Source organism: Modestobacter sp. URMC 112 (assembly GCF_053502575.1).
Genome location: NZ_CP199957.1, coordinates 660,189 through 681,642, shown reverse-complemented (window position 1 = coordinate 681,642; position 21,454 = coordinate 660,189). Strand labels below are relative to the sequence as shown.

Here is a 21,454-nt window from a genome sequence, read left to right as displayed (position 1 = left end):
CGCGTACGGCAAGGTGGGGGCCGTGACGGGTCAACGCGTGGCGGTCTGGCGGGACGGGACGGCGACGGCGGTGCCCCCGGCGGACCCGGTGGTCACCGCCTTCGACCTGGGGCTGGGCCGTGGGGACGGGGTCTTCGAGTCGGTGCTGGTCAGCGGTGCGGCCACGCCGTACCTGGACGCCCACCTGTCCCGGCTCCGCCGGTCGGCGGCGCTGCTGGACATCGCCCACCCCGGGGACGACGCCGTGCGCGCGGTGGTGGCCGCGGCCGCCGACGGCTGGCCCCCCGGCGTCCAGGGCGCCTGCCGGGTCCTGCTCACCCGGGGGCTGGGCGACGGCACACCGCCCACGCTGGTGGCGCTGCTCGCGCCCGTCCCGGCCGAGACGCTGCGCCAGCGCAGCGCGGGCATCGCCGTGGTCAGCCTGTCCCTCGGCGTGCCCGCCGACTTCCGGGCGACGGCGCCGTGGCTGCTGGGCGGCGCGAAGACGCTGTCCTACGCGGTCAACATGGCCGCGGGCCGGCACGCGCACGCGGTCGGCGCGGACGACGTCGTCTTCACCTCCCTGGAGGGCCGGCTGCTGGAGGGCCCGACGTCGACCGTGGTGTGGGCGGCCGGCGGCGTGCTGCACACCCCGCCGGTGGAGACCGGCATCCTGGCCGGCACCACCCAGGCCCGGCTGTTCGCCCGCGCGGCGGAGGACGGCTGGCCCACGGCGGTGACCGCCGGGACGGTGGCCGACCTGCACGCCGCGGACGCCGTGTGGCTGCTGTCGGGCATCCGCGGCGCCGCGACCGTCACCTCGCTGGACGGCCGGCCGCGGGGGGACGGCGACCTGTCCCAGCGGGTGCGGGAGCTGCTCAGCCGGTAACGTACGGACCGGTGCGCCGGGAAGTCTGGTCGGCAGTCCCTGACCCGTCCCCGCACCCCGGAGCCGCCCCGTGACCTCCCCCGCCCGCCTCTTCAGCCGGGGCTCCTACCCCGAGGCCACCCGGATCGCCGAGGTGCTCCGCAGGGAGACCGTCGGTGGGGTCCTGCTGCTGGTGGGCACCGTGATCGCACTGTTCTGGGCGAACTCGCCGTGGGCGGGCGCCTACGAGTCCCTGCGGGACACCCGGGTCGGACCGGCGTCGCTGCACCTGGACCTCACCTTGGGCACCTGGGCGGCGGACGGCCTGCTCGCGGTCTTCTTCTTCGTGGTCGGCCTGGAGCTCAAGCGCGAGTTCGTCGCCGGCGACCTGCGCGAACCGCGGCGCGCGGTCCTGCCGGTGGCGGCCGCGGTCGGCGGGATGGTCGTCCCCGCCGTCCTCTTCGTGCTGGTCAACCTGGGCACCGGGGACGGCGCGCTGCGCGGCTGGGCGATCCCGACGGCCACCGACATCGCCTTCGCCCTGGCCGTCCTGGCGGTGATCAGCACCCACCTGCCCACCGCACTGCGCACCTTCCTGCTCACCCTGGCCGTGGTGGACGACCTGCTGGCCATCACGGTCATCGCGCTCTTCTACACCTCGGCGCTGGCGGTCGTGCCGCTGCTGCTGGCCCTCGTCCCGCTGGCCGTGTTCGGCGTCCTGGTGCAGAAGCGGGTCCGTTCCTGGTGGCTGCTGGTCCCGCTGGCCGTGGTCACCTGGGTGCTGATGCACGAGTCGGGGGTGCACGCCACCGTCGCCGGGGTGCTGCTGGCCTTCACCGTGCCGGTGGTCCGCAGTGCGGCCGCGGGTGGACCGGACGCCGGGCCGGGGCTGGCCGAGCACCTCGAGCACCGGATCCGGCCGATCTCCGCGGGCGTCGCCGTCCCCGTCTTCGCCTTCTTCGCCGCCGGCGTGACCATCGGCGGCCTGTCCGGCCTGGTCGAGTCGCTGTCGGACCCGGTGCCCGTCGGCATCGTCGTGGGCCTGGTCGCCGGCAAGACGATCGGCATCACGCTGGCCACCTGGCTGGTCTCCCGGTTCACCCGCGCCCAGCTCGACGAGTCACTGGGCTGGCCCGACGTGATCGGCCTCGCCATGCTCGCCGGCATCGGGTTCACCGTGTCCCTGCTCATCGGGACGCTGGCGTACGGCGAGGGCTCGACGCGGGACGAGCACGTCAAGGTCGGCGTCCTGGTCGGGACGCTCACCGCCGCCGTCCTGGCCTCGGTGGTCCTCCGGCTGCGCGACCGCCGGTACCGCCGGATCGCCGAGGAGGAGGCGGTGGACGCCGACCGGGACGGCGTCCCGGACGTCTACCAGCGGCCGTCCGCTGAGAGCTGAAGAACGACGTTGCACACCCCCGCCGAGCCGTCGTACGGTCGATGTACACGAGAGAGGAGGTGGTCCGACAGTTGCATACGTTCAGGACTCGTGAGGTGGCTGTCCGCTAGCCGCCGTCCAGATGGGCCGCCCGTTCCGCCGACCTCGACGATCGAGCGAGGCTGAACGACGGCAGATCGCCCGTCCGTCGTACGGCGGCGAGCGAGAACCGGACAGTCACCCGACCCCCGGGCCGCCGACCATTGTCCAGTCGGCCCGCGAGCCGCTCCCCTGCACGCGCAGGGTCCAGCGCCGCGGAGCAGCCCGGGGGTTGTCCGTCTCCTGGGACCACCCGGGGAGGTGCGCAGGTGCAGTTCGCCGGCCGGTCAGTGGCGCTCGACACCACCGCCGGCGACTGGCTCGCCGAGGCGCTGCACCGGGCTCCGCTGGACACGGTGGGGTCGCTGGTCCCGGCTGGTTTCGCCGCGGCCGCCCGGGTCTTCCACCCCGCCGTCCGGTACGTCGGGGACGACGACGTCGAGGTCCCCTGGGCCTCCGTCGCCGCGGCCAACGGCACCAAGACCCACCCGCTGATGCAGTGGGGCTCGGTGACCGGGTCGATGGACTACTTCGAGAACGACGACCAGGCACCGCTGTGGCACGGCGCGCCGGCCCGCGGGCACCTGCCGGTCCCGGTCGCCGAGCGGCTCATCGAGGTGCTGGCGCGGCACACCACCACCCCGGACGTCTGCTGGTTCGGCGTCCGGCAGGGCGGTGCGGTGATCGCCGACCACCCGACCCTCAGCCTGGGCGCCCGGGACTTCTGGCTGGTCAACGGCTCCATCGGGCTGGCCACGGTGAACTTCGCCGCGGAGCCGTTCGAGCAGAGCGCCAACCTGTGGTGGCCGGCGGACCGGGCGTGGCTGGTGGCCACCGACATCGACCTGGTGTCCACCTACGTCGGGGGCTCGGCGGAGTGCATCGCCGAGCTGCTGGCCACCGAGGGGCTGGAGGCCGCCCCGGCCGACGCCCGGCAGCGCACCACCTGGGACGCCGACCAGGTCAACCCGCCGCCCCCCGACGCCCCGGACCAGTAGAGCTCGGACATGGTCAGGCGTGCGGGAACCACCCAGGGACGGCGGTGCTGAGATGGGCTCCAAGGTCGTCGTGAACCGGTGCATGTCGCTCGACGGCTTCATCGCCGGACCCGGCCACTCCATGGACTGGGGCGGTGGTCGGGCGCTCGCCGAGTTCATGGCACCGGAGGACGTCGCGGAGATCGCGGCGGCCACGGGCGCCATGCTCGTCGGCCGGCGGACCTGGGAGGTCGGCGCCCGGATGGCGACCGAGGAGCCGGCCCGCGCCGACTACCCCGTCTCCGGACCTCTGTTCCTCCTCACCCACCGGCCGCTGGATCCGCCGGACCCGGACGTCAGGATCCTCACCGGCGACATCGGCGAGGCGGTCGCCACGGCTCTGGACGCGGCCGGCGGCAAGGACCTCGAGGTCCTCGGCGCCGACGTGGCCGGCCAGTGCCTCCAGCGGGGGCTCGTCGACGAGATCCTGGTGTACGTGCTGCCGGTCCTGCTCGGCGACGGCATCCGCTTCTCGCCCCCGGGCCTGGCGAGGACCAGCCTGGAACCGATCAGCAGCACGCGGTCCGGCGACGCCACCATCCTCCGCTTCCGGGTCCGGGAGCGGTCCGACCGGACTGGCTGATCGCCGCCCCTCGACGTCCCGGACCAGCGGCCACCCCGCAGGGCCCCGCCACGAGCCTGCGAGTGGTGGGGGCCGGGTGGTCCTTGCTCAGAGGTGGGCGAGCTCGGCGGCGAGGTCGTCGAGGCCGAGGCTGCCCTGGCTCAGCGCCGCCATGTGCCAGGCCTTGAGGTCGAAGTCCGCACCCCGGGCCTGCTGCGCCGCGGCCCGGCCGGCGAGCCACGCCCGCTCCCCCAGCTTGTAGCTGATCGCCTGCCCGGGCATGCCGAGGTAGCGGACCAGCTCGCTGTCGAGGAAGGCGGCGTCCCGGCCGCAGTACTCGCCGAAGAAGGCCCGGGCCAGCTCCGGGGTCCACGGCTGCCCGCGGTGCTCGGCCAGCACCCCGTCGGCGTCGGCGGGGACCGGCAGCTGCAGGTGCATGCCGATGTCGACGACCACGCGCACCGCGCGCATCTGCTGGGCGTCGAGGTAGCCCAGCCGGGCGCCGGGGTCGGTGAGGAAGCCGAGCTCGTCCATCAGCCGCTCGGCGTACAGCGCCCAGCCCTCGACGTTGGCCCCGACGGAGCCCAGCGACGTCTGGTAGGTGGACAGCGACGGGGAGACGTACGCCCACTGGGCCAGCTGCAGGTGGTGGCCGGGGACGCCCTCGTGGTACCAGGTGGACACCAGGTCCCAGACGGGGAAGCGCTCCCGGCCCAGGGTCGGCAGCCAGGTGCGGCCGGGGCGGGAGAAGTCCTGCGTCGGCCGGGTGTAGTACGGCGCCGCCGCGCTGCCGGGCGGCGCGATCATCGCCTCGACCGTGCGGATGGGCTCGGCGAGCTCGAAGTGGACGCCGTCCAGGGCGGCGATCGCCACGTCCATCATCGTCTGCAGCCGCTCCCGGATCGCCTCCACGCCCTCGACGGCCTCGCCGTTCTCGTTCAGCCAGCGCATGGCCTCCATCGGCGTGGAGCCCGGGAGGACCCGCTCGGCGGCGGTGCGCTGCTCCTCGCGGATACGCAGGTGCTCGCCCCAGCCCCAGGCGTAGGCGTCCTCCAGCCCGGTCCCGGCCCCCAGGTCCGTGCCGTTCCAGGCCCGGGCGAAGCGGGCGTACCGCTCCCGGCCGACGGCGTCTGGCGTGCCCTCGGCCTGCGGCGCGTACGTGTCACGCAGGAAGTCACGGACCTCGGCCACGGCCCCGTCGGCGGCTGCCGCGGCGGCGTCCAGCTCACCGCGCAGCTCGTCGGGGCCGGCGGCCACCAGACCGGCGAAGTAGGGGCCGGCCAGCCACTCGTCGAGCTGCCCGACGACGGTGGAGACCTGGCGCGGGGCGGCGAACAGGCCGCGGGAGGCGCCCTCGGTGAGGCTCGCGCGGTAGCCCCGGTAGGCCTCCGGGACCCGGGCCAGCCGCCGGGCGAGGACCGCCCAGTCCTCCGTCGTCCCCGTCGGCATCATGGAGAAGACCTGGCGCACCGAGTGCACCGGCGAGAACAGGTTGGACAGCGCCCGCAGCCCCTCCCCGGCCTCGTGCTGGTCCAGGCCCGCGGTCAGCCGCTCGCGCAGCAGCCGGGCGCAGCGCAGCTCCACCGGGTCGCCGGCCAGCGCGGGGTCCTCGGCCAGCACCCGGTCCAGCTCGGCCAGCGTTGACCGCTGCAGCGCCGCGCCGGCCTCCAGGCCGGCCGGGCTGAGGTCGGGCAGCTCGTCGTTGCCCGGCCGGGTGCCCAGCTGGGTGGCGACGATCGGGTTCAGGTCGCAGACGGCGTCGACGTGCGCGTCGGCGACCAGCCGGGGGGTGGCGGGGCGGGCAGGCTGCCGGGTGGTGGGGCGGGGCGCGCTCACGGAGCTCAGCGGATCCTCTCCAGTCGGGCGGACATGGTGGGGCGCAGCGGCTGCTCGCCGGCCGCGCGGTCGACGGCGTACATCAGGGCGCCCTCGACGATGCCGTACAGCCGCTTGGCCCGGCTGGTCTCGGGGTGGTCGGGGGTGCGGGCCAGGACGTCGCTGTCCAGCTCCCAGCTGGTCGTCGTCCGGGCACGGCCGACGTAGATCTCCACCAGACCGGTCGGGGAGGTGACCAGCAGCTCCACCTCGTCCTCGCCCCGGGGCCGCCAGAAGCCCGACTCACGCTGGTCGGGGCCCTCGACCCGCCCCGCGGCGGACAGCCGCCAGGTGCGGGACTCGTAGGCCAGGAAGCCGCGGCCGTCATGCGCGAAGCGCACCCACTGGCCGAAGCGGTGGTCGCCCTCGGCGCCCGCGGCCTGCCCCTCGCCGTGCCACTCGCCCAGCAGCGGCAGGACCGACAGCAGCTCGTGGGCGACCTCCGGGCCCTCCCGGACGTCGACGCTGTCGGTCACCGGGAGCTCGGTGGGACCGGTGGCCGGGCCCTCGGGGAGGCCGGGTGGTACCGGGGCGCTCATCGGTCCCGCCCCGGCCGCTCGCGGCGCGTCAGTCGCCACGCGGCGGACGCGCAGCCTCCCGCGGCCAGCGCGGTGAGCGCGACCAGGAACCAGGCGGACAGCAGACCCATGCCGCCACGGTATCCGCGCCCTCAGCGCCCGGCGGGCGGTGCCCCCGGGACCGGTGCGCCCACGGTCGACCGGACGACGTCGTCCCAGGGCGTGGCCGCCAGCCCGAAGGTCGTCGTCGTCGCGGAGGCGTCCAGCAGGTACGGCTGGTCCCATTGGTGGGCGACGTCGACGAGCTCCCGGGCGAGGGGGACCACCAGGCCCGCGGCGCGCAACAGCGGCCACGGGACCCCGCTCACCGGCACCGGGGGGCGGCCCATCGCCCGGGCCAGGTCGGCGAGCGCCTGGCGCTGGCTCAGCGGCGGGGAGCTGGGCACGTGCCAGGCCCGGCCCCAGGCGCGCTCGTCGGTGCCGAGGACGACGAGGGTGGCGGCGACGTCGGGCAGGGAGCTCCAGCTGCGGGGCACGTCCGGGTCCCCGACCACCCAGGCGCGACGACCGCGGCGCAGGGTGTCCAGCTGCCGCACCAGGTGCGACTGGGCCGGCGGGACGCCCGGGCCGACGAAGTCCGAGGCCCGCGCCTCGGTCACCCGCACCCGGCCGGCCCGGTGCGCGGCGAGCGCGTCGGCCCACATCCGCGCCCGCACCCGGCCCTTGGTGTCGGTGGCGGCGAGCGGGGTCTCCGGCGTCATCGGGCCCGACGGACGGCCGTAGCCGTAGAGGTTGCCCATGGTGACCAGAACGGCGCCGGCCCGCTCGGCCGCGGCGAGCAGGGCGGCCGCCATCGGCGGCCAGTCAAGCGCCCAGCGGGTGTACGCGGGGTTGACCGCGTTGTAGACGACGTCGGCCCGACCGATGGCGGAGGTCAGTGCCGCGGCGTCGGCGGCGTCCACGGCAGCGTGGCGCACCTCGTCCGTGCTCGGCCCGCCGCTGCGGGACAGCACCGCCACCTCGTGGCCCTGCTCGGCCAGCAGCCGCGCCGTCGCCGTCCCGACCGGGCCCTTGCCCACCACCACGTGTCGTGCCACGTCCGCCTCCCGGCACTCAGCGAGAGCGGTGCTCTCGGCCACCGACGACACTCCCAGCGACCCGGACGAGTGTCAAGAGCAGTGCTCTCAGATGCGGACGGTGCTCCGCTCCTGGCATGCTGCCCGGGTGCCGCCGACCACCGCCCGCGAGCGCGCCCGCGTCGCCCTGACCGCGGAGATCACCGAGCTGGCCCGGGCCCAGCTGGCCACGGTCGGCGCGGCCGGGTTGTCGCTGCGGGCCGTCGCCCGGGAGCTGGGCATGGCCTCCTCGGCGCTCTACCGCTACTTCCCCAGCCGGGACGAGCTGCTCACCCGGCTGATCATCGACGGCTACGACGCGCTGGGGGCAGCGGCGGAGTCGGCCGACGACCCGGCCGCTCCCCCGGCGGACCGGTGGCTGGCGGTGTGCCGGTCGGTACGGGCCTGGGCGCTGGCCCACCCGGCGGAGTACGGGTTGCTCTACGGCTCCCCGGTGCCCGGCTACCGGGCGCCCCAGGACACGGTCCCGCCGGCCACCCGGGTCGGTGCGGTGCTCGGCCGGGTGCTCGGGGACGCCGCCCGGTCGGGCCGGCTGCCCGTCGCGGACGGCACGCCGACCGGGACGGTGACACCGGAGGTCGCCGGGGTGCTGGGCGGGGACCACCCGGCGCTGGACGACCGGGTCCGGGCGCGGGGTCTGCTGGCCTGGAGCGGGCTCTTCGGGTTGGTGAGCTTCGAGGTGTTCGGCCACTTCGCCGGCTCGGTGGCCGACGCCGACGCGTTCTTCGACGACGCCGTGCGCGACCTGGCCGGCCTGCTCGGGCTGTAGCCGGCCGCCGTCCTGCCGCGCCCGGCCGGCGCGTCGGGACCGGTCGTCAGCTGCCGGCGTCGCGGTCCTGCCACGTGCAGACGCACACCTCGTTGCCCTCGGCGTCGGCGAGCACCCAGAACGCCCGCGCCGCGGAGTCGTCGAGCAGCCGCCCGCCGGCCGCCAGGGCCGCGCGGACGCGCGGCTCGGCCTCGTCGTGGGCGACCGTGACGTCGACGTGCAGCCGGTTGCGCTGCACCCGCGGGGCGTCCATCTGCTGAAACCACACCGACGGGAGCAGGCCGCGACAGGACCCGACGGCGTGGATCGGAGGTGCGCGTCCCGGACCCTGCACCTACTGTGCGTGACACCGCACTCACTACACGAAGGGTCTCCCATGCGCAGACTCCGCACGGTGCTCGTCGGTCTGACCGCTCTGCTGACCGCAGGCGTGCTCGTCCCCGGCACCGCGGGCGCCATCACCGGCGGCACCGAGGACACCGGGAACGAGTACTCGAACGTCGGCCTGCTGTTCTTCTACTCCGACGAGGGCCGCTACCGGTGCTCCGGGACGCTGGTCAGCCCGACCGTCGTCCTGACCGCCGCGCACTGCACGGACGGCACGGACGGGAAGACGCTCGTCACGTTCGACTGGGACGTGGCCCGCGACGCCGATGAGGGCCGCAGCCTCCCCCGCGCGACCGACCCGGCCGCGGGCTACACCGCCGAGGTCCCCGGCTGGTACGCCGGGACGGCGTACACCCACCCCGACTACTCCGACTTCACCGACCTGGACAACTGGAACGACGTCGGGGTCGTCGTGCTGGACCGGCCCGTCGAGGGCATCGAGCCGGCGGGGATCGCGCCGGTCGGCCACCTGGATCAGTTCGCCCAGCCGCGGCTGAACTCGACCACGTTCACCGTGGTCGGCTACGGCACCGAGGTGCGCAAGCCCGAGGCGGGCCCGCAGAAGCCGACCCCGATGAGCTACCCGATCGTGCGCCGGTACACCGACGTGGTCGGGCAGAAGCTCACGCCGCAGATCCTGCAGGTCAACGGCAACGAGCACGACACCCGCGGCGGCGGCGGGAGCTGCTTCGGCGACTCCGGCGGTCCCACGTTGAAGGACGGCCTGGTCGTCACCGTGACCAGCTACGGCTACACCGCCAACTGCCGGTACGTCGACGGGCTGCAGCGCGTCGACATCGCGGTCGTCCAGGAGTGGCTGGCCACGTTCGGCGTCGTCCCCGCCACGGCTGCCGCCGCCTGACCGGTCGGGGGAACGCGACGGGCCCGTCCCCCCGGGGGGACGGGCCCGTCCGTGGATCAGGCGATCGCCAGCGTCGTCTCGTTCAGGCCGACGTCGGCGGCCACGGTGCGCTCGGCCCGGCCGACCGGGGCCAGCGAGCGCAGCGTCCAGTCACCGGGCGCGGCGAAGAACCGGAACTCGCCCTCCGGGCTGGTCACCACCTCGGCGGTGAACTCGCCGGTGCCGTCCAGCAGCCGGACGTAGGCCCCCGCCACCGGTGCGCCGTCGTGCCACACCGAGCCCTGGATGACCGTCTGCGTGCTCAGGTCGATGCCGGCGAGGGTGCCGCCCTGCTTCGGTGCTCCGCACATGTCAGCTCACTTCTCGATCGGGACGCCGACGAGCGAGCCGTACTCGACCCAGCTGCCGTCGTAGTTCTTGACGTCGGGCTTGCCCAGCAGCTCGTGCAGGACGAACCAGGTGTGGCTCGACCGCTCACCGATCCGGCAGTAGGCGATGGTGGCCTTGCTGTCGTCGTAGCCCTGCTCGTCGTAGAGCGCAGCGAGCTGCTCGTCGGACTTGAAGGTCCCGTCCTCGTTGGCCGCCTTGCTCCAGGGGATGTTCTTGGCGGTGGGGACGTGGCCGCCCTTCTGCGCCATCTCCTGCGGCAGGTGCGCCGGGGCGAGGATCTTGCCGGAGAACTCGTCGGGCGAGCGCACGTCGATGAGGTTCTTGTTGCCGATGGAGGCCACGACCTCGTCACGGAAGGCGCGGATCGACAGGTCGGGCTCGCTGGCCTTGTACTCCGTGGCCGGGCGCTCCACCGGGTCCTTGGACAGCGGGCGGCCGTCGAGCTCCCACTTCTTGCGGCCGCCGTCGACGAGCTTGACGTCGCGGTGGCCGTAGAGCTTGAAGTACCAGTAGGCGTAGGCGGCGAACCAGTTGTTGTTGCCGCCGTAGAGGACCACGGTGTCGTCGTTGCCGATGCCGCGCGAGGACAGCAGCTGCTCGAACGCCTCGCGGCCGACGAAGTCGCGGCGCAGCGGGTCCTGCAGGTCCTTCTTCCAGTCCAGCTTGACGGCACCCTCGAGGTGGCCGCCGTCGTAGGCGCTGGTGTCCTCGTCGACCTCGACGAAGACGAGACCGGGGTCGCCGAGGTGCTCCTGGGCCCAGTCGGCGGTGACGAGCACGTCGCTACGGCTCATGTCTGGTGTTCCTCCATCAGTTGTCCGGGGATGTGCGGGAAGGGTGGTGCTCGGTTCGGGCAGGCCGTCGACCGCACGGTCGCCGCGTCCACCGGGGGACGACGGGGAGGGACCTCGGGACGGCGCGACAGCACGTCTCGGGACGGGTGGCCGTCCCTCAGGAGGTCGGACAGAGGCAGCTGCCGACGCGGCACAGGTCGACTGTGCGGCGCGAGGTCAGCAGGGTGCCCACGGCGCGAGGGTAGCCGATCACCGGGGGGCCGCCGTCCGGCCGCCGGCCCCGGCAGCCAGCCGGGCGTCCACCACGGCCGCCAGCTCGGCCAGCGGCGGCGCGCCGTCCACCCGTCCGACGACGGTGCCCCCGGCGTCGACGTGCAGCAGCGTCGGCGTGCGCCGCACGTCCAGCGCGCGCACCGCGTCCAGGTGGCTTTCCGCGTCCACGTGCACGTACGCCAGCCCCGGTCGGGTGGTCACCAGCTGCTGCAGCCGGGCCCGGGTCGCCCGGCAGGGACCGCAGAAGGCCGTCGAGAACTGGACCACGGTGAGGTCGGCCTCCCCGGGACGCACGCCCAGCTCCGCGAGGACCGCACGGGTCCGCGGGTCGTCGGTCGGCAGGCTCACCTCCCGGGGAACGGACGACCCGCTGGAGGCATTCCGGTCGGTCAGCCCCGCAGCACCGTGTCGGTCGCCTCGACCCGCAGGTGGACGCCGTCCGGCTCCGCCTCGACCCCGGTCAGCTGCAGGCCGAAGGGCAGCGCCGGCACCGCGTACCGGATGTCGAGCCGCTCCGCCGCGCGGTCCAGCACCACGTCGGGGACGTCCACCCCGGCGGCCTCGCCGCCCTCGACGTCCACCACCAGGTCGTTTCCCTCCAGCGCGACCGTGCCGGTCGCCGACAGCGGGACCTCGATGCCCAGCAGCTCGACGGTGCGGGCCACGACCACCCCGCCGTCCGCCGGCGTGATCGTGGTCCCGCCCCCCAGGGCGTCGGCGAGGACGGCGTAGGACAGCGTCGCCGTGCCGTCGATGCGCTCCACCGGGACCTCGCTGATCGAGCCGGACAGCGCGTCGGACAGCGGCAGCCGCACGCCGTGCAGGGACACGTCGGCGCGGGTGCCGGCCGGCTGCCCCAGCTGCTCGGCGGTGAGCGACACCCGCACGTCGGAGTACCGGCCGGCCAGCGCCTGGGTGAGGAAGGGGAAGCCGGTGATGTTCACCGCCGGCGTGCCGGCCAGCCCGCCGCGCGCGGCGACCTGCTCGGCCACCCGGTCCTCGGCGACCCCCTCGCCGACCCGGTCGGCCACCACCGCGGCGCCCAGCAGCAGCACCACCAGCACGATCAGCACCTTCATCGTCGGCCGTCAGCTTCCGGCGTAGAGCGCGAGGGCGTAGGCCGCGGGCGCCGCGGCCGCCAGCGGCAGCACCGCCTGGACGACGGGGAGCGCCCAGCGGCGCCGCGGCCGCTCGGCCACCACGTAGGACGCCCCGAGGCCGGTCAGCGCCGCCACGGACCCCAGGACCGTCCCCGCGGTGACCGCGCCCAGCACGTCCGACAGCGCGGTCGCGCCCTCCCGCAGCACCGCGACCCCCGCGCCGGCGAGCACGGCCAGCACCAGGCCGACCAGCCCCCGGGGCACCCCCGGGGCGATCTGCGGGCGCGGCAGGACCAGGTCGACGAGGTGTCCGACCAGCAGCGCGCCACCCACGACCAGCACCGCGGTGCTCACCAGCCGCGGCCCGTCGGCGAGCCGGCCCACGGTCAGGAACACCCCCAGGGAACAGACGGCGCAGACCAGCAGGACGACACCGGCCAGGGAGGCGACCAGGTAGCGGCGCGGTGCCGGGCGGACCATCTGGTGCAGCACGGCGGCCAGGAAGGTGAGCCCGAGGACGACGACCAGCGGGTCGAGGCGGGCCCGCTCGGGCAGCAGCAGCGCGAGGTCGGTCCCCGCCGTGGCGGCGGCGCCCAGGACCAGCGAGCCGGTGAAGCCGCGGATCCCCACGGCGACCACCCACGCCGCGACCAGCGCCAGCTGGACGGCGACCACGGCGACGACCAGGCCGGCACTCCCCCACACCACGGGCAGCCCGGCCAGCAGCACCGTCGCCGCGACGACCGCGGCCGCGGCGGGCAGGTGGTGCGCCCGCGGGGACAGCTCGCTCTCCAGCACGGCGGTGGTCACGGCCCGATGCTCGCAGAGCCGGGGGCCCGGTCCCCGGCGACCGCGCCGACCGGCTCCCGGCCGATCCGCTCGGCCGGCCGGTCCCCCGCCGGTTCCGGGGAGCACTGCGGCACGTCGGCTATCCTGCACTCTCACCTCGACAGCGCCGTCGACGGCCTCGTGAGGAGACGACATGCGACTCGTGCTCATGACCTCGGCGCGCCAGGCGACCACGGAGGTGCTCCCGGCGCTCGGCCTGCTCGCCCACCAGGTGCGCGTCGTGGCGCCGGAGCTGTCCAGCCTGCTCGACGGGGACTCGGGGGACGTCGTCCTCGTCGACGCCCGGCACGACCTGGTCTCCGCCCGCACCCTGTGCGGTCTGCTGGCCTCGACCGGTGTCGCCGCCTCCCTCGTGGCGGTCCTCTCCGAGGGCGGCCTGGTCGCGCTGTCGGCCGACTGGGGTGTCGACGACGTGGTGCTGGACACGGCCGGGCCGGCCGAGGTGGACGCCCGGCTGAAGTGGGCCACCGCCCGGCGGCTCGCCGCGGCCACCCCGGCCGACGGCACCGACGGCGGGGTCACCAAGGCCGGCGAGCTCGTGATCGACGAGCACAGCTACTCGGCGAAGCTGCGGGGCCGCCCGCTGGACCTGACCTACAAGGAGTTCGAGCTCCTCAAGTACCTGGCCCAGCACCCCGGCCGGGTCTTCTCCCGCGCGCAGCTGCTGCAGGAGATCTGGGGCTACGACTACTTCGGCGGCACCCGCACCGTCGACGTCCACGTCCGCCGGCTGCGGGCCAAGCTGGGCGCCGAGCACGAGGCGCTGATCGGCACCGTGCGCAACGTCGGCTACAAGCTCGACCAGCAGGTCGCGGACGCGGCTGCCGCGGCGAGCCTGGCCGCGGCGGACGCGCAGTCGCCGGCCGTCCCCTGACCGGCGGCCCTGCGCAGGACGGGCACCGGGTCCCGGCGGTCGCGGACGCCCCCCGCCTGCCGGCCAACGAGGTCGCCGAGGTCTGCGCGCTGCTCGCCGCAGCCACGGCCGAGGACGGCGTCCGGCCGGTGTCGGAGGAGGGCGTGCTGCGGCTGCAGCACGGCGGGCCCGCCGGAGGACACGACCTGACCGCCCGGGACGCCGGCGGCGCGCTCGTCGGCTACGCCCGGCTCGAACTGCCCGGCGGCGAGCCGGAGGCAGAGGCCGAGCTGGTCGTCCGGCCGCAGGCCCGCCGCCGCGGGGTCGGGTCGGCCCTGCTCGACCGGCTCGAGGAGCTGGCCGGCGACCGGCCGCTGCGGGTGTGGGCGCACGGCGAGGTCGACGGGTCGGCCGAGCTGGCCACCGCCCGCGGCTACACCCGCGCCCGGGTGCTGCTGCAGATGCGCCGGCCGCTGTCCGGGGTGGACCCCGACCCGCGACCGCCCCTGCCCGACGGTGTGACCGTCCGGCCGTTCCGGCCCGGCCTGGACGAGGCCGCCTGGCTGCAGGTCAACGCCCGCGCCTTCGCCTCCCACCCCGAGCAGGGCCGGTGGACACCCGAGGACCTCGCGCTGCGCGAGGCCGAGCCGTGGTTCGACCCGGCCGGGTTCTTCCTCGCCTGGCGGGACGAGCCGACCGGCCCGCGTCTGCTGGGTTCGCACTGGACGAAGGTGCACCCGGCCGGTGACGCCGACGAGGCGCCGATCGGCGAGGTGTACGTGCTCGGCATCGACCCCGACGCGCAGGGCCTGGGACTGGGCCGCGCGCTCACCGACATCGGCCTGGCGCACCTGCGCCGGTCCGGCCTCTCGCACGTCCTGCTGTACGTCGAGGAGGAGAACACCGCCGCGGTGACCCTCTACGAGCGCACCGGGTTCACCCGGCACGCCGTCGACGTCTCCTGGCGGTCCGCCGGCTGAGCCGGCCGCACCCTCACGCCCCTCCGCGCCGCCCTCTGCGCCAGCCCCTCCGCCGGACCGCCGAGGGGTCCGTGGGCTGTCCCGCCAGCCGACGCGCGGCGGTTCACCCGCCGGACGTGCTCTGTCCCACACGTCGTGGCCGAGAGATCCGGATCCGTTCATCCGCCGTTCACCCAGCCACCCGGATCCGTCCACCTGGGCTGCTCACGATGGTGTCCGTCGAATCCACAGCCCGGCATCGACGTCCGGGCGACCAGTCGAGAGGCCTCGAGTTGAAGCTCAGCACCACGACCCGCACCGCGGCGGTCTCCGCCGCGCTGGCCGGTTCCCTCGCGCTCACCGCGTGCGGCGCGGCCAACGAGAGTGCGGCCGCGTCCGGGGACGGCGCCGCGAACGGTGGCGCCGAGCAGTTGAGCGGCACCCTCGTCGGTGCCGGGGCGAGCAGCCAGCAGGCGGCGATGCAGGGCTGGGCCGCCGGCTTCTCCGCCGTGCAGTCCGGCGTGACGGTGAACTACGACCCGGTCGGCTCCGGCGGCGGTCGCGAGCAGTTCCTGGCCGGCGGCACCGACTTCGCCGGGTCGGACGCCGCGCTGGACGAGGAGGAGCTCGCCCTCGCCGAGGAGCGGTGCGGCGCCTCCGGCGTCTTCGAGCTGCCGAACTACATCTCGCCGATCGCGGTCGTCTACAACCTCGAGGGCGTCGACGAGCTCAACCTGGCACCGGCCACCATCGCCGGCATCTTCTCCGGGGCCATCACCACCTGGAACGACCCGGCCATCGCCGCGGACAACCCCGAGGCCACGCTGCCGGACCAGGCGATCACCCCGGTGCACCGCGCTGACGACTCCGGCACCACCGACAACTTCACCGAGTACCTCTCCGCGGTGGCCGGCGACGTCTGGACCTCCGAGCCGGACGGCGAGTGGCCCCTGCCCGGCGGCGAGGCCGCCAACGGCACGTCCGGCGTGATCAGCGCCGTGACCGCCGGGGCCGGCGCCATCGGCTACGCGGACCTGAGCCAGGCCGGCGACCTCGGCGTGGCGAGCGTCCAGGTCGGCGAGGAGTTCGTCGCCCCGTCGCCCGAGGCCGCCGCGGCCGTGGTCGAGAACTCCCCCGCCGTCGAGGGCCGCGGCGAGTACGACTTCGCCATCGAGGTGAACCGGGAGACCCAGGGGACCGGCGAGTACCCGATCGTGCTGGTCAGCTACCACGTCGGCTGCGTCGAGTACGACGACCAGGCGAAGGCCGACCTGGTGAAGGCGTTCATGGGCTACGTCATCAGCGAGGAGGGCCAGCAGGCCGCCTCCGACGCCGCGGGTTCGGCGCCCATCTCCGACACGCTCCGCGAGCAGGCACAGGGCGCGGTCGACGCCATCACGGCCGCCGGCTGATCGACGTCGGACCAGTGCGACGACCCGGGGTGTCCTGCGGGACGCCCCGGGTCGTCGCGGCCTGTCACGCAACGAAGTCCCTTCCGCACCCACTGACACGAGCCCGACGGAGCGACCGGTGACCACCACCGCACCCCCCCGCCCACCGCGGCCCAAGCGGCGCCCCGGCGACCGGGTCTTCGCCGCCAGCGCCACCTCGGCGGGCGTCTTCATCCTGGTCGTGCTGGCCGGGGTCGCACTGTTCCTGCTCGCCGAGTCCTGGCCGGCGCTGACCGCGGACCCCGGGGCCGTGCCCGGCGGCGAGGGCCTCACCGCCTACATCGCCCCGCTGGTCTTCGGCACCCTGCTGGCCGCGGTCATCGCCCTGGTCGTCGCGACGCCGCTGGGCGTGGCCATCGCGCTGTTCATCACCCACTTCGCGCCCCGCCGGCTGGCCGCGGGGCTGGGCTACGTGGTGGACCTGCTGGCCGCCGTCCCCAGCGTCGTCTACGGGTTCTGGGGCATCTACACCCTGGCGCCGGCGCTCGTGCCGCTCTTCCAGTGGTCCGAGCGCAACCTGGGGTTCCTGCCCTTCTTCGCCGGACCCGCGTCGGCCACCGGCCGCACGATGCTCACCGCCGGCCTGGTGCTCGCGGTGATGATCCTGCCCATCGTGTCGGCGATCGCGCGCGAGGTCTTCAGCCAGGCCCCGGCCCTGCACCAGGAGGCCGCGCTGGCCCTGGGCGCGACGCGCTGGGAGATGATCCGGATGGCCGTCATCCCCTACGGCAAGTCCGGGGTCATCGGCGGCGCGATGCTCGGTCTGGGCCGGGCCCTTGGCGAGACCCTCGCCATCGCGCTGGTGCTGTCGGTCTCCGGCGGCATCACGTTCAACCTGATCTCCAGCAGCAACCCCTCGACGATCGCGGCCAACATCGCCCTGCAGTTCCCCGAGTCCACCGGCATCGCGGTGAACACGCTGATCGCCAGCGGCCTGGCCCTGTTCGTGATCACGCTGGGCGTCAACGTGCTCGCCCGCTGGGTGGTCAACCGGCGCGCCGACTTCTCCGGAGCCAACTGATGAGCACCTCCACGGGCGCCCCGGCCGCTACCCCCGCCACCTCCCCGTCCGGTGGCACGGCCCCCGCTCCGGCCGCCCCCGCCCCCGGCCCCGTGCCCCCGGGCGCCGGCCGGCCGCCGCTGCGCAGCCGCCGCCGGCTGCCCCGCTGGGCGCCGGCCGCCCTCGTCGCCGCCGGTCTCGCCCTGGGCGCCGGGCTGTCGTCGCTGACCGGCTTCAGTATCGCGCTCACCGTCGTCTACGGGACCGTCCTGGGGACGCTGGCCGTGTACGTCGCCTCCCGGGCCGTCGAGGGCGCGCGCAAGGCCGTCGACCGGCTGGTGACCTGCGTCGTCACCGCGGCCTTCGCCATCGCGATGGTGCCGCTGCTCTCGCTCGTCTACACCGTCCTGGACCGCGGCCTGCGCCGGCTGGACAGCACGTTCTTCACCTACTCCATGGTGGGCGTCGTCGGCGAGGGCGGCGGCGCCTACCACGCCGTCCTGGGCACGCTGGTGATCACCGCGTTGACCGCGGTCATCTCCGTCCCCATCGGCCTGCTGACCGCCATCTACCTGGTCGAGTACGGGACCGGCCGGCTCAAGAGGGCCATCACCTTCCTGGTCGACGTGATGACCGGCATCCCGTCCATCGTGGCCGGGCTCTTCGCCTACGCCGTGTTCGCGCTCTTCCTCGGCCCCGGTGTCCGGCTGGGCATCGCCGGGGCGGTCGCGCTCTCGGTGCTGATGATCCCGGTCGTCGTCCGCTCCGCCGAGGAGGTCCTCAAGCTCGTCCCCAACGAGCTGCGGGAGGCCAGCTACGCCTTGGGCGTGCCCAAGTGGCGGACCATCGTGAAGGTCGTCGTCCCCACCGCGGTCGCCGGCCTGGCCACGAGCATCACCCTGGCCATCGCCCGGGTGGTCGGAGAGACCGCCCCCCTGCTGATCACGGTCGGCATCACCAACGCCACCAACCTCGACCCCTTCGACGGGCGGATGGCCACGCTGCCGGTCTACGCCTACTACCAGCTCACCCAGCCCGGCGTGCCGCCCGAGTTCGCGGTGGACCGGGCCTGGACCGCCGCTCTCATCCTGATCATGATGGTCATGGCGCTCAACGTCGTCGCCCGCCTGATCAGCCGCTTCTTCGCCCCCAAGACCGGTCGCTGAGCGACCAACCGGAGGAAAACGTGGCCAAGCGCATCGACGTCTCGGACCTGGACATCTACTACGGCAGCTTCCTCGCCGTGCAGGACGTCACCATCTCCATCGAGCCCCGCAGCATCACCGCGCTGATCGGGCCCTCCGGCTGCGGCAAGTCGACCTTCCTGCGGTCGCTGAACCGCATGCACGAGGTCATCCCCGGGGCCCGCGTCGAGGGCAAGGTCGTCATCGACGGCCAGGACCTCTACGGCGCCGACGTCGACCCGGTCGACGTCCGCCGGCAGATCGGCATGGTGTTCCAGCGGCCCAACCCGTTCCCGACCATGTCGATCTACGACAACGTCGCGGCCGGTATCCGGCTGAACAGCAAGAAGATGAGAAAGGCCGACCTCGACGACCTGGTGGAGCGCTCGCTGCGCGGCGCCAACCTGTGGACCGAGGTCAAGGACCGGCTGGACCGGCCCGGCTCGGGGCTGTCCGGCGGCCAGCAGCAGCGGCTGTGCATCGCCCGGGCGATCGCCGTGGAGCCCGAGGTGCTGCTGATGGACGAGCCCTGCTCGGCCCTGGACCCGATCTCCACGCTGGCCATCGAGGACCTGATGGCCGAGCTCAAGGAGCGCTTCACCATCGTCATCGTCACGCACAACATGCAGCAGGCCGCTCGGGTGAGCACCTCCACCGGGTTCTTCAACCTCGCCGGCGTGGGGCAGCCCGGCCACCTGGTCGAGTTCAACCCGACCGAGAAGATCTTCAGCAACCCGGAGCAGAAGGCGACCGAGGACTACATCTCCGGCCGCTTCGGCTGACGACCCCGCCGGGGTCGGGGCTGGCCCCGGCGCAGGGGCCCGCCGCGAGCTCGCGAGCGGTGGGGGGCGCCGGGGTCCTTCTTCACCTGCAGGTGGCGGGGTCGGCGGGCGCGGGGGCCGGGGCCGCGGTCTCCGGCACCGGCGTCCCCGGGGCGACGGGCGTCACCACCGGGTCACCGGGGCCGAGCACCAGCTGCACCCCGCCGGCCAGCTGGTCACTGGCCTCGAGGACGGCGCCAGGGACGGCAGCGGCCACGGTGCGGGCCGGCTCGAGCGCGGCGGGCGCGTACCGCACGACCGTGCGGTCCACGGCCGCGGGCTCGTTCCCGACCGCGCCGGTCCGGAAGCCCGCCGCGACGAGTCCCTCCGCGGTGCCGGCCGCCCGACCGGCCCCGGTGGCGTCCAGCACGTCGACGGTCACCCCGGCGGGCGGCACGGTGACCACGGTCCCCGGCGGGGCCGGGTCTGCCGGAGGCGCGTCCACCGGGGCGCCGGCGGGCGCACCGGCGGCCGCGGCGACCTCCTCGGGGGACGGCAGCCGGCCGTCGCCGATGACCGCGTCGAACACCGTCCGGGCGGCGACGCCGTCGATCAGGGTGGCCGCCTGGTCGGTGCCGGCGGGGACGTAACCCACCCGGGACACCGGCACACCGCCGCGCTGCACGGCGTCCCCGCCGAGCTCACCCAGCGTCGCCCCCAGCGCGCGGACGTCCCCGAGGGTGGTGTCGGCGTCCACGGTGAACGCGTCGGTGGCGTGGGTGAGGAAGCGGGTGAGCTGCACCGGGTCGGCCAGCGTCCCGGTCGAAAGCGCCGACCTCAGCGTGGAGGTCAGCAGCAGCTGCTCGTGCGCGGCGGCGGTGGTGCCGACGACGTCGCTCCCACCGGCCGACGGGCCCAGCAGGGTGGGCACGTCCTCGCCGGTCAGCCGGGTGTCCCCGGCGGGCAGCGAGGAGCCGTCGGCCGAGGTGACCCCGGTGGGCAGGCAGACGCCCACGCCGCCGAGGGCGTCGACCATGCCGGGCAGGGCCGCGAGGTCCAGGCCGAGGTAGTGGTCCACCCGCAGGCCGGACAGCTGCTGCACCGACCGCACCAGGCAGGACGGGCCCCCGTCGAGCAGGGCCTCGGCGAACGGCTCGGTGACCGGGTCGCGCAGCGAGCCGTCGGCCGCCCGGCAGCCGGGGGTGTCGGTCAGTGCGGTGGGGGGCACGGTGACCAGCACGGCCCGGTCGCCGTCGTCGGACACGTGGGCGACCAGCGTGCTCACCGAGGCCGGCCCGGTCCGCCCCGGTAGGCCGGTGCCGACGACCAGGTAGGTCTCGGCGGCGTCCTGCAACTGCGGCGCGAGCACCTCGGGGCCGTCGGTGACCAGCGCGTCGACCCGGCCGATGGAGCGGTCCACGTAGAAGTACAGGCCCACGTAGTAGGCGGAGACCACGCCGAGCAGGACCAGCAGCGCGACGGCGACCCGGGTGAGCCGCCGCCGGAGCGGGCCGACGGGGGCCCGCATGGGCGCCAGCCCGGCGCTCGTGGCACCGGTCCTCCCGGCGCCGTCCTGGGCGGCGGGCCGGTGCAGGCCGGGGAGCGGCGGCACCGGCATCGACAGCCGCACCCCCCGGTCCGGCAGGGGGAGGGAGGGGTGCGCCGTCCCGCCGAACTGCTCCTCGATCGGGGTCAGCGGCCGGGAGCGGGCCGGCGCGGCGGTCTCCGGGGACGCCGGGTCGGGGACGGCGGGCCGGTGCTGCGGGACGACGCGACGGGGGACCTCGGGCGCCGCGGCAGGAGCGGCGGGCACCGCCGCGGCGACCCCGCCACCCGGCCGGTGCGCGGCGGGCACCGCGGGCCGGTCGACGCCGGGCACCCACCGCGGGCTGTCCGGGGGAGCGGCGGCCGGCGCCACCGGGGCCGGCGCGGCGGGGGTGGACAGCGCGCGAGCCGGCGGCGCCGGCACCGACACGGCAGGCACCGACACGGCAGGCACCGACACGGCAGGCACCGACACGGCAGGCACCGACACGGCAGGGACGGAGGGCGGCCGGGGCGGGCCGGCCGGGGACCGTCCCGGTGACAGGGCCGGTGACGGAGCCGGGGACTGCGCCGGGGACGGGGCCGGGGACTGCGCTGCCGGTACGAGCGGCACCGGCCGGACCGGGGTGGGCCGGAGCGGAGCGGGCCGCTGCGCCGACGGGGCGGCCGGGCCGGCCGCGGCTGCGTGTGGTCCCGCCGGGGGCGGCGGAGCCGTCCCGGCGCGGGCGGCGGGTGCTCCGGGAACCGACGGGCGGTCCGCGGGTGGCCCGGTCGGCCGGCCGGCGGACGGGAGGGGCGGGCCGGCGGACGGGACGACTGCGCCGG

22 protein-coding genes are annotated in these 21,454 nt (G+C 75.2%); 12 read left to right on the top strand and 10 right to left on the bottom strand.

Translation table 11 applies throughout. The annotated features are described in order from the left end of the window. Positions 1-22: 22 nt before the first annotated feature. From ACWIX6_RS03235 to ACWIX6_RS03220, 4 genes are all read left to right on the top strand, one after another. Positions 23-868, top strand: a complete 846-nt coding sequence (locus ACWIX6_RS03235; protein WP_448615414.1) for an aminotransferase class IV — start codon at positions 23-25, stop codon at positions 866-868. Positions 869-938: 70 nt separating this feature from the next. Beyond that, a complete protein-coding gene (nhaA, locus tag ACWIX6_RS03230; RefSeq protein WP_448615413.1) occupies positions 939-2,246 on the top strand; it encodes a Na+/H+ antiporter NhaA in 1,308 nt (435 codons plus the stop codon). 347 nt (positions 2,247-2,593) lie between these two features. Then, on the top strand, positions 2,594-3,322 hold the full coding sequence (locus tag ACWIX6_RS03225) for a hypothetical protein (protein WP_448615412.1): 729 nt from the start codon (positions 2,594-2,596) through the stop codon (positions 3,320-3,322). Positions 3,323-3,374: 52 nt separating this feature from the next. Beyond that, positions 3,375-3,944: a dihydrofolate reductase family protein gene (locus ACWIX6_RS03220; RefSeq protein ID WP_448615411.1), complete on the top strand. Its 570-nt coding sequence runs from the start codon at positions 3,375-3,377 to the stop codon at positions 3,942-3,944. A gap of 87 nt (positions 3,945-4,031) precedes the next feature. Here ACWIX6_RS03220 and ACWIX6_RS03215 read toward each other — a convergent pair whose 3' ends face one another. The 3 genes from ACWIX6_RS03215 to ACWIX6_RS03205 all read right to left on the bottom strand — a co-directional run bounded on the left by ACWIX6_RS03215 (position 4,032) and on the right by ACWIX6_RS03205 (position 7,413). Beyond that, on the bottom strand, positions 4,032-5,759 hold the full coding sequence (locus ACWIX6_RS03215; protein WP_448615410.1) for a DUF885 domain-containing protein: 1,728 nt from the start codon (positions 5,757-5,759) through the stop codon (positions 4,032-4,034). A gap of 5 nt (positions 5,760-5,764) precedes the next feature. After that, positions 5,765-6,274 (bottom strand): FABP family protein, encoded by a 510-nt coding sequence (locus ACWIX6_RS03210; RefSeq protein ID WP_448615409.1) that lies wholly within the window; start codon positions 6,272-6,274, stop codon positions 5,765-5,767. 194 nt (positions 6,275-6,468) lie between these two features. After that, positions 6,469-7,413, bottom strand: a complete 945-nt coding sequence (locus ACWIX6_RS03205) for an NAD-dependent epimerase/dehydratase family protein (protein WP_448615408.1) — start codon at positions 7,411-7,413, stop codon at positions 6,469-6,471. A 127-nt stretch (positions 7,414-7,540) separates the two neighbouring features. Here ACWIX6_RS03205 and ACWIX6_RS03200 point away from each other — a divergent pair, with 127 nt between their 5' ends. Further along, positions 7,541-8,221, top strand: coding sequence for a TetR/AcrR family transcriptional regulator (locus ACWIX6_RS03200; protein WP_448615407.1), 681 nt, complete (start codon positions 7,541-7,543; stop codon positions 8,219-8,221). Positions 8,222-8,267: 46 nt separating this feature from the next. Here the strand turns inward: ACWIX6_RS03200 and ACWIX6_RS03195 are convergent, their stop codons facing one another. Beyond that, complete coding sequence (locus tag ACWIX6_RS03195) at positions 8,268-8,555, bottom strand: VOC family protein (RefSeq protein ID WP_448615406.1); 288 nt, start codon at positions 8,553-8,555, stop codon at positions 8,268-8,270. Between the two features lie 42 nt (positions 8,556-8,597). On the opposite strand from ACWIX6_RS03195, the gene ACWIX6_RS03190 reads away from it, so the two are divergent. Next, complete coding sequence (locus ACWIX6_RS03190; RefSeq protein ID WP_448615405.1) at positions 8,598-9,470, top strand: S1 family peptidase; 873 nt, start codon at positions 8,598-8,600, stop codon at positions 9,468-9,470. 56 nt (positions 9,471-9,526) lie between these two features. On the opposite strand, the gene ACWIX6_RS03185 is transcribed toward ACWIX6_RS03190, so the two are convergent. From ACWIX6_RS03185 to ACWIX6_RS03165, 5 genes are all read right to left on the bottom strand, one after another. Beyond that, positions 9,527-9,820: a DUF1416 domain-containing protein gene (locus ACWIX6_RS03185; RefSeq protein WP_448615404.1), complete on the bottom strand. Its 294-nt coding sequence runs from the start codon at positions 9,818-9,820 to the stop codon at positions 9,527-9,529. A 6-nt stretch (positions 9,821-9,826) separates the two neighbouring features. Further along, on the bottom strand, positions 9,827-10,654 hold the full coding sequence (locus ACWIX6_RS03180) for a sulfurtransferase (RefSeq protein WP_448615403.1): 828 nt from the start codon (positions 10,652-10,654) through the stop codon (positions 9,827-9,829). A gap of 249 nt (positions 10,655-10,903) precedes the next feature. After that, positions 10,904-11,275, bottom strand: coding sequence for a thioredoxin family protein (locus tag ACWIX6_RS03175; protein ID WP_448615402.1), 372 nt, complete (start codon positions 11,273-11,275; stop codon positions 10,904-10,906). Positions 11,276-11,316: 41 nt separating this feature from the next. Then, entirely contained in the window at positions 11,317-12,006 is a 690-nt protein-coding gene (locus ACWIX6_RS03170; protein ID WP_448615401.1) for an LmeA family phospholipid-binding protein, read from the bottom strand. 9 nt (positions 12,007-12,015) lie between these two features. Then, positions 12,016-12,837 (bottom strand): hypothetical protein, encoded by an 822-nt coding sequence (locus tag ACWIX6_RS03165; protein WP_448615400.1) that lies wholly within the window; start codon positions 12,835-12,837, stop codon positions 12,016-12,018. A 172-nt stretch (positions 12,838-13,009) separates the two neighbouring features. Here ACWIX6_RS03165 and ACWIX6_RS03160 point away from each other — a divergent pair, with 172 nt between their 5' ends. The 6 genes from ACWIX6_RS03160 (at position 13,010) to pstB (ending at position 19,105) form a co-directional block, all read left to right on the top strand. Then, positions 13,010-13,750 (top strand): winged helix-turn-helix transcriptional regulator, encoded by a 741-nt coding sequence (locus ACWIX6_RS03160; protein ID WP_448615399.1) that lies wholly within the window; start codon positions 13,010-13,012, stop codon positions 13,748-13,750. Continuing rightward, the gene (gene mshD / locus ACWIX6_RS03155) at positions 13,747-14,709 is read left to right on the top strand and encodes a mycothiol synthase (RefSeq protein WP_448616971.1); all 963 of its coding nucleotides are present in this window, start codon (positions 13,747-13,749) and stop codon (positions 14,707-14,709) included. Before ACWIX6_RS03160 ends, mshD begins: the two co-directional genes overlap by 4 nt. A gap of 272 nt (positions 14,710-14,981) precedes the next feature. Further along, positions 14,982-16,100, top strand: a complete 1,119-nt coding sequence (gene pstS, locus ACWIX6_RS03150; RefSeq protein ID WP_448615398.1) for a phosphate ABC transporter substrate-binding protein PstS — start codon at positions 14,982-14,984, stop codon at positions 16,098-16,100. A gap of 118 nt (positions 16,101-16,218) precedes the next feature. After that, a complete protein-coding gene (pstC, locus tag ACWIX6_RS03145) occupies positions 16,219-17,160 on the top strand; it encodes a phosphate ABC transporter permease subunit PstC (RefSeq protein WP_448615397.1) in 942 nt (313 codons plus the stop codon). Beyond that, a complete protein-coding gene (gene pstA, locus ACWIX6_RS03140) occupies positions 17,160-18,305 on the top strand; it encodes a phosphate ABC transporter permease PstA (protein WP_448615396.1) in 1,146 nt (381 codons plus the stop codon). The genes pstC and pstA overlap by 1 nt, the downstream gene beginning before the upstream one ends. Before the next feature lie 20 nt (positions 18,306-18,325). Then, a complete protein-coding gene (gene pstB / locus ACWIX6_RS03135) occupies positions 18,326-19,105 on the top strand; it encodes a phosphate ABC transporter ATP-binding protein PstB (protein WP_448615395.1) in 780 nt (259 codons plus the stop codon). Positions 19,106-19,187: 82 nt separating this feature from the next. Here the strand turns inward: pstB and ACWIX6_RS03130 are convergent, their stop codons facing one another. Beyond that, positions 19,188-21,074 (bottom strand): LCP family protein, encoded by a 1,887-nt coding sequence (locus ACWIX6_RS03130; protein WP_448615394.1) that lies wholly within the window; start codon positions 21,072-21,074, stop codon positions 19,188-19,190. Positions 21,075-21,454: the final 380 nt, after the last annotated feature.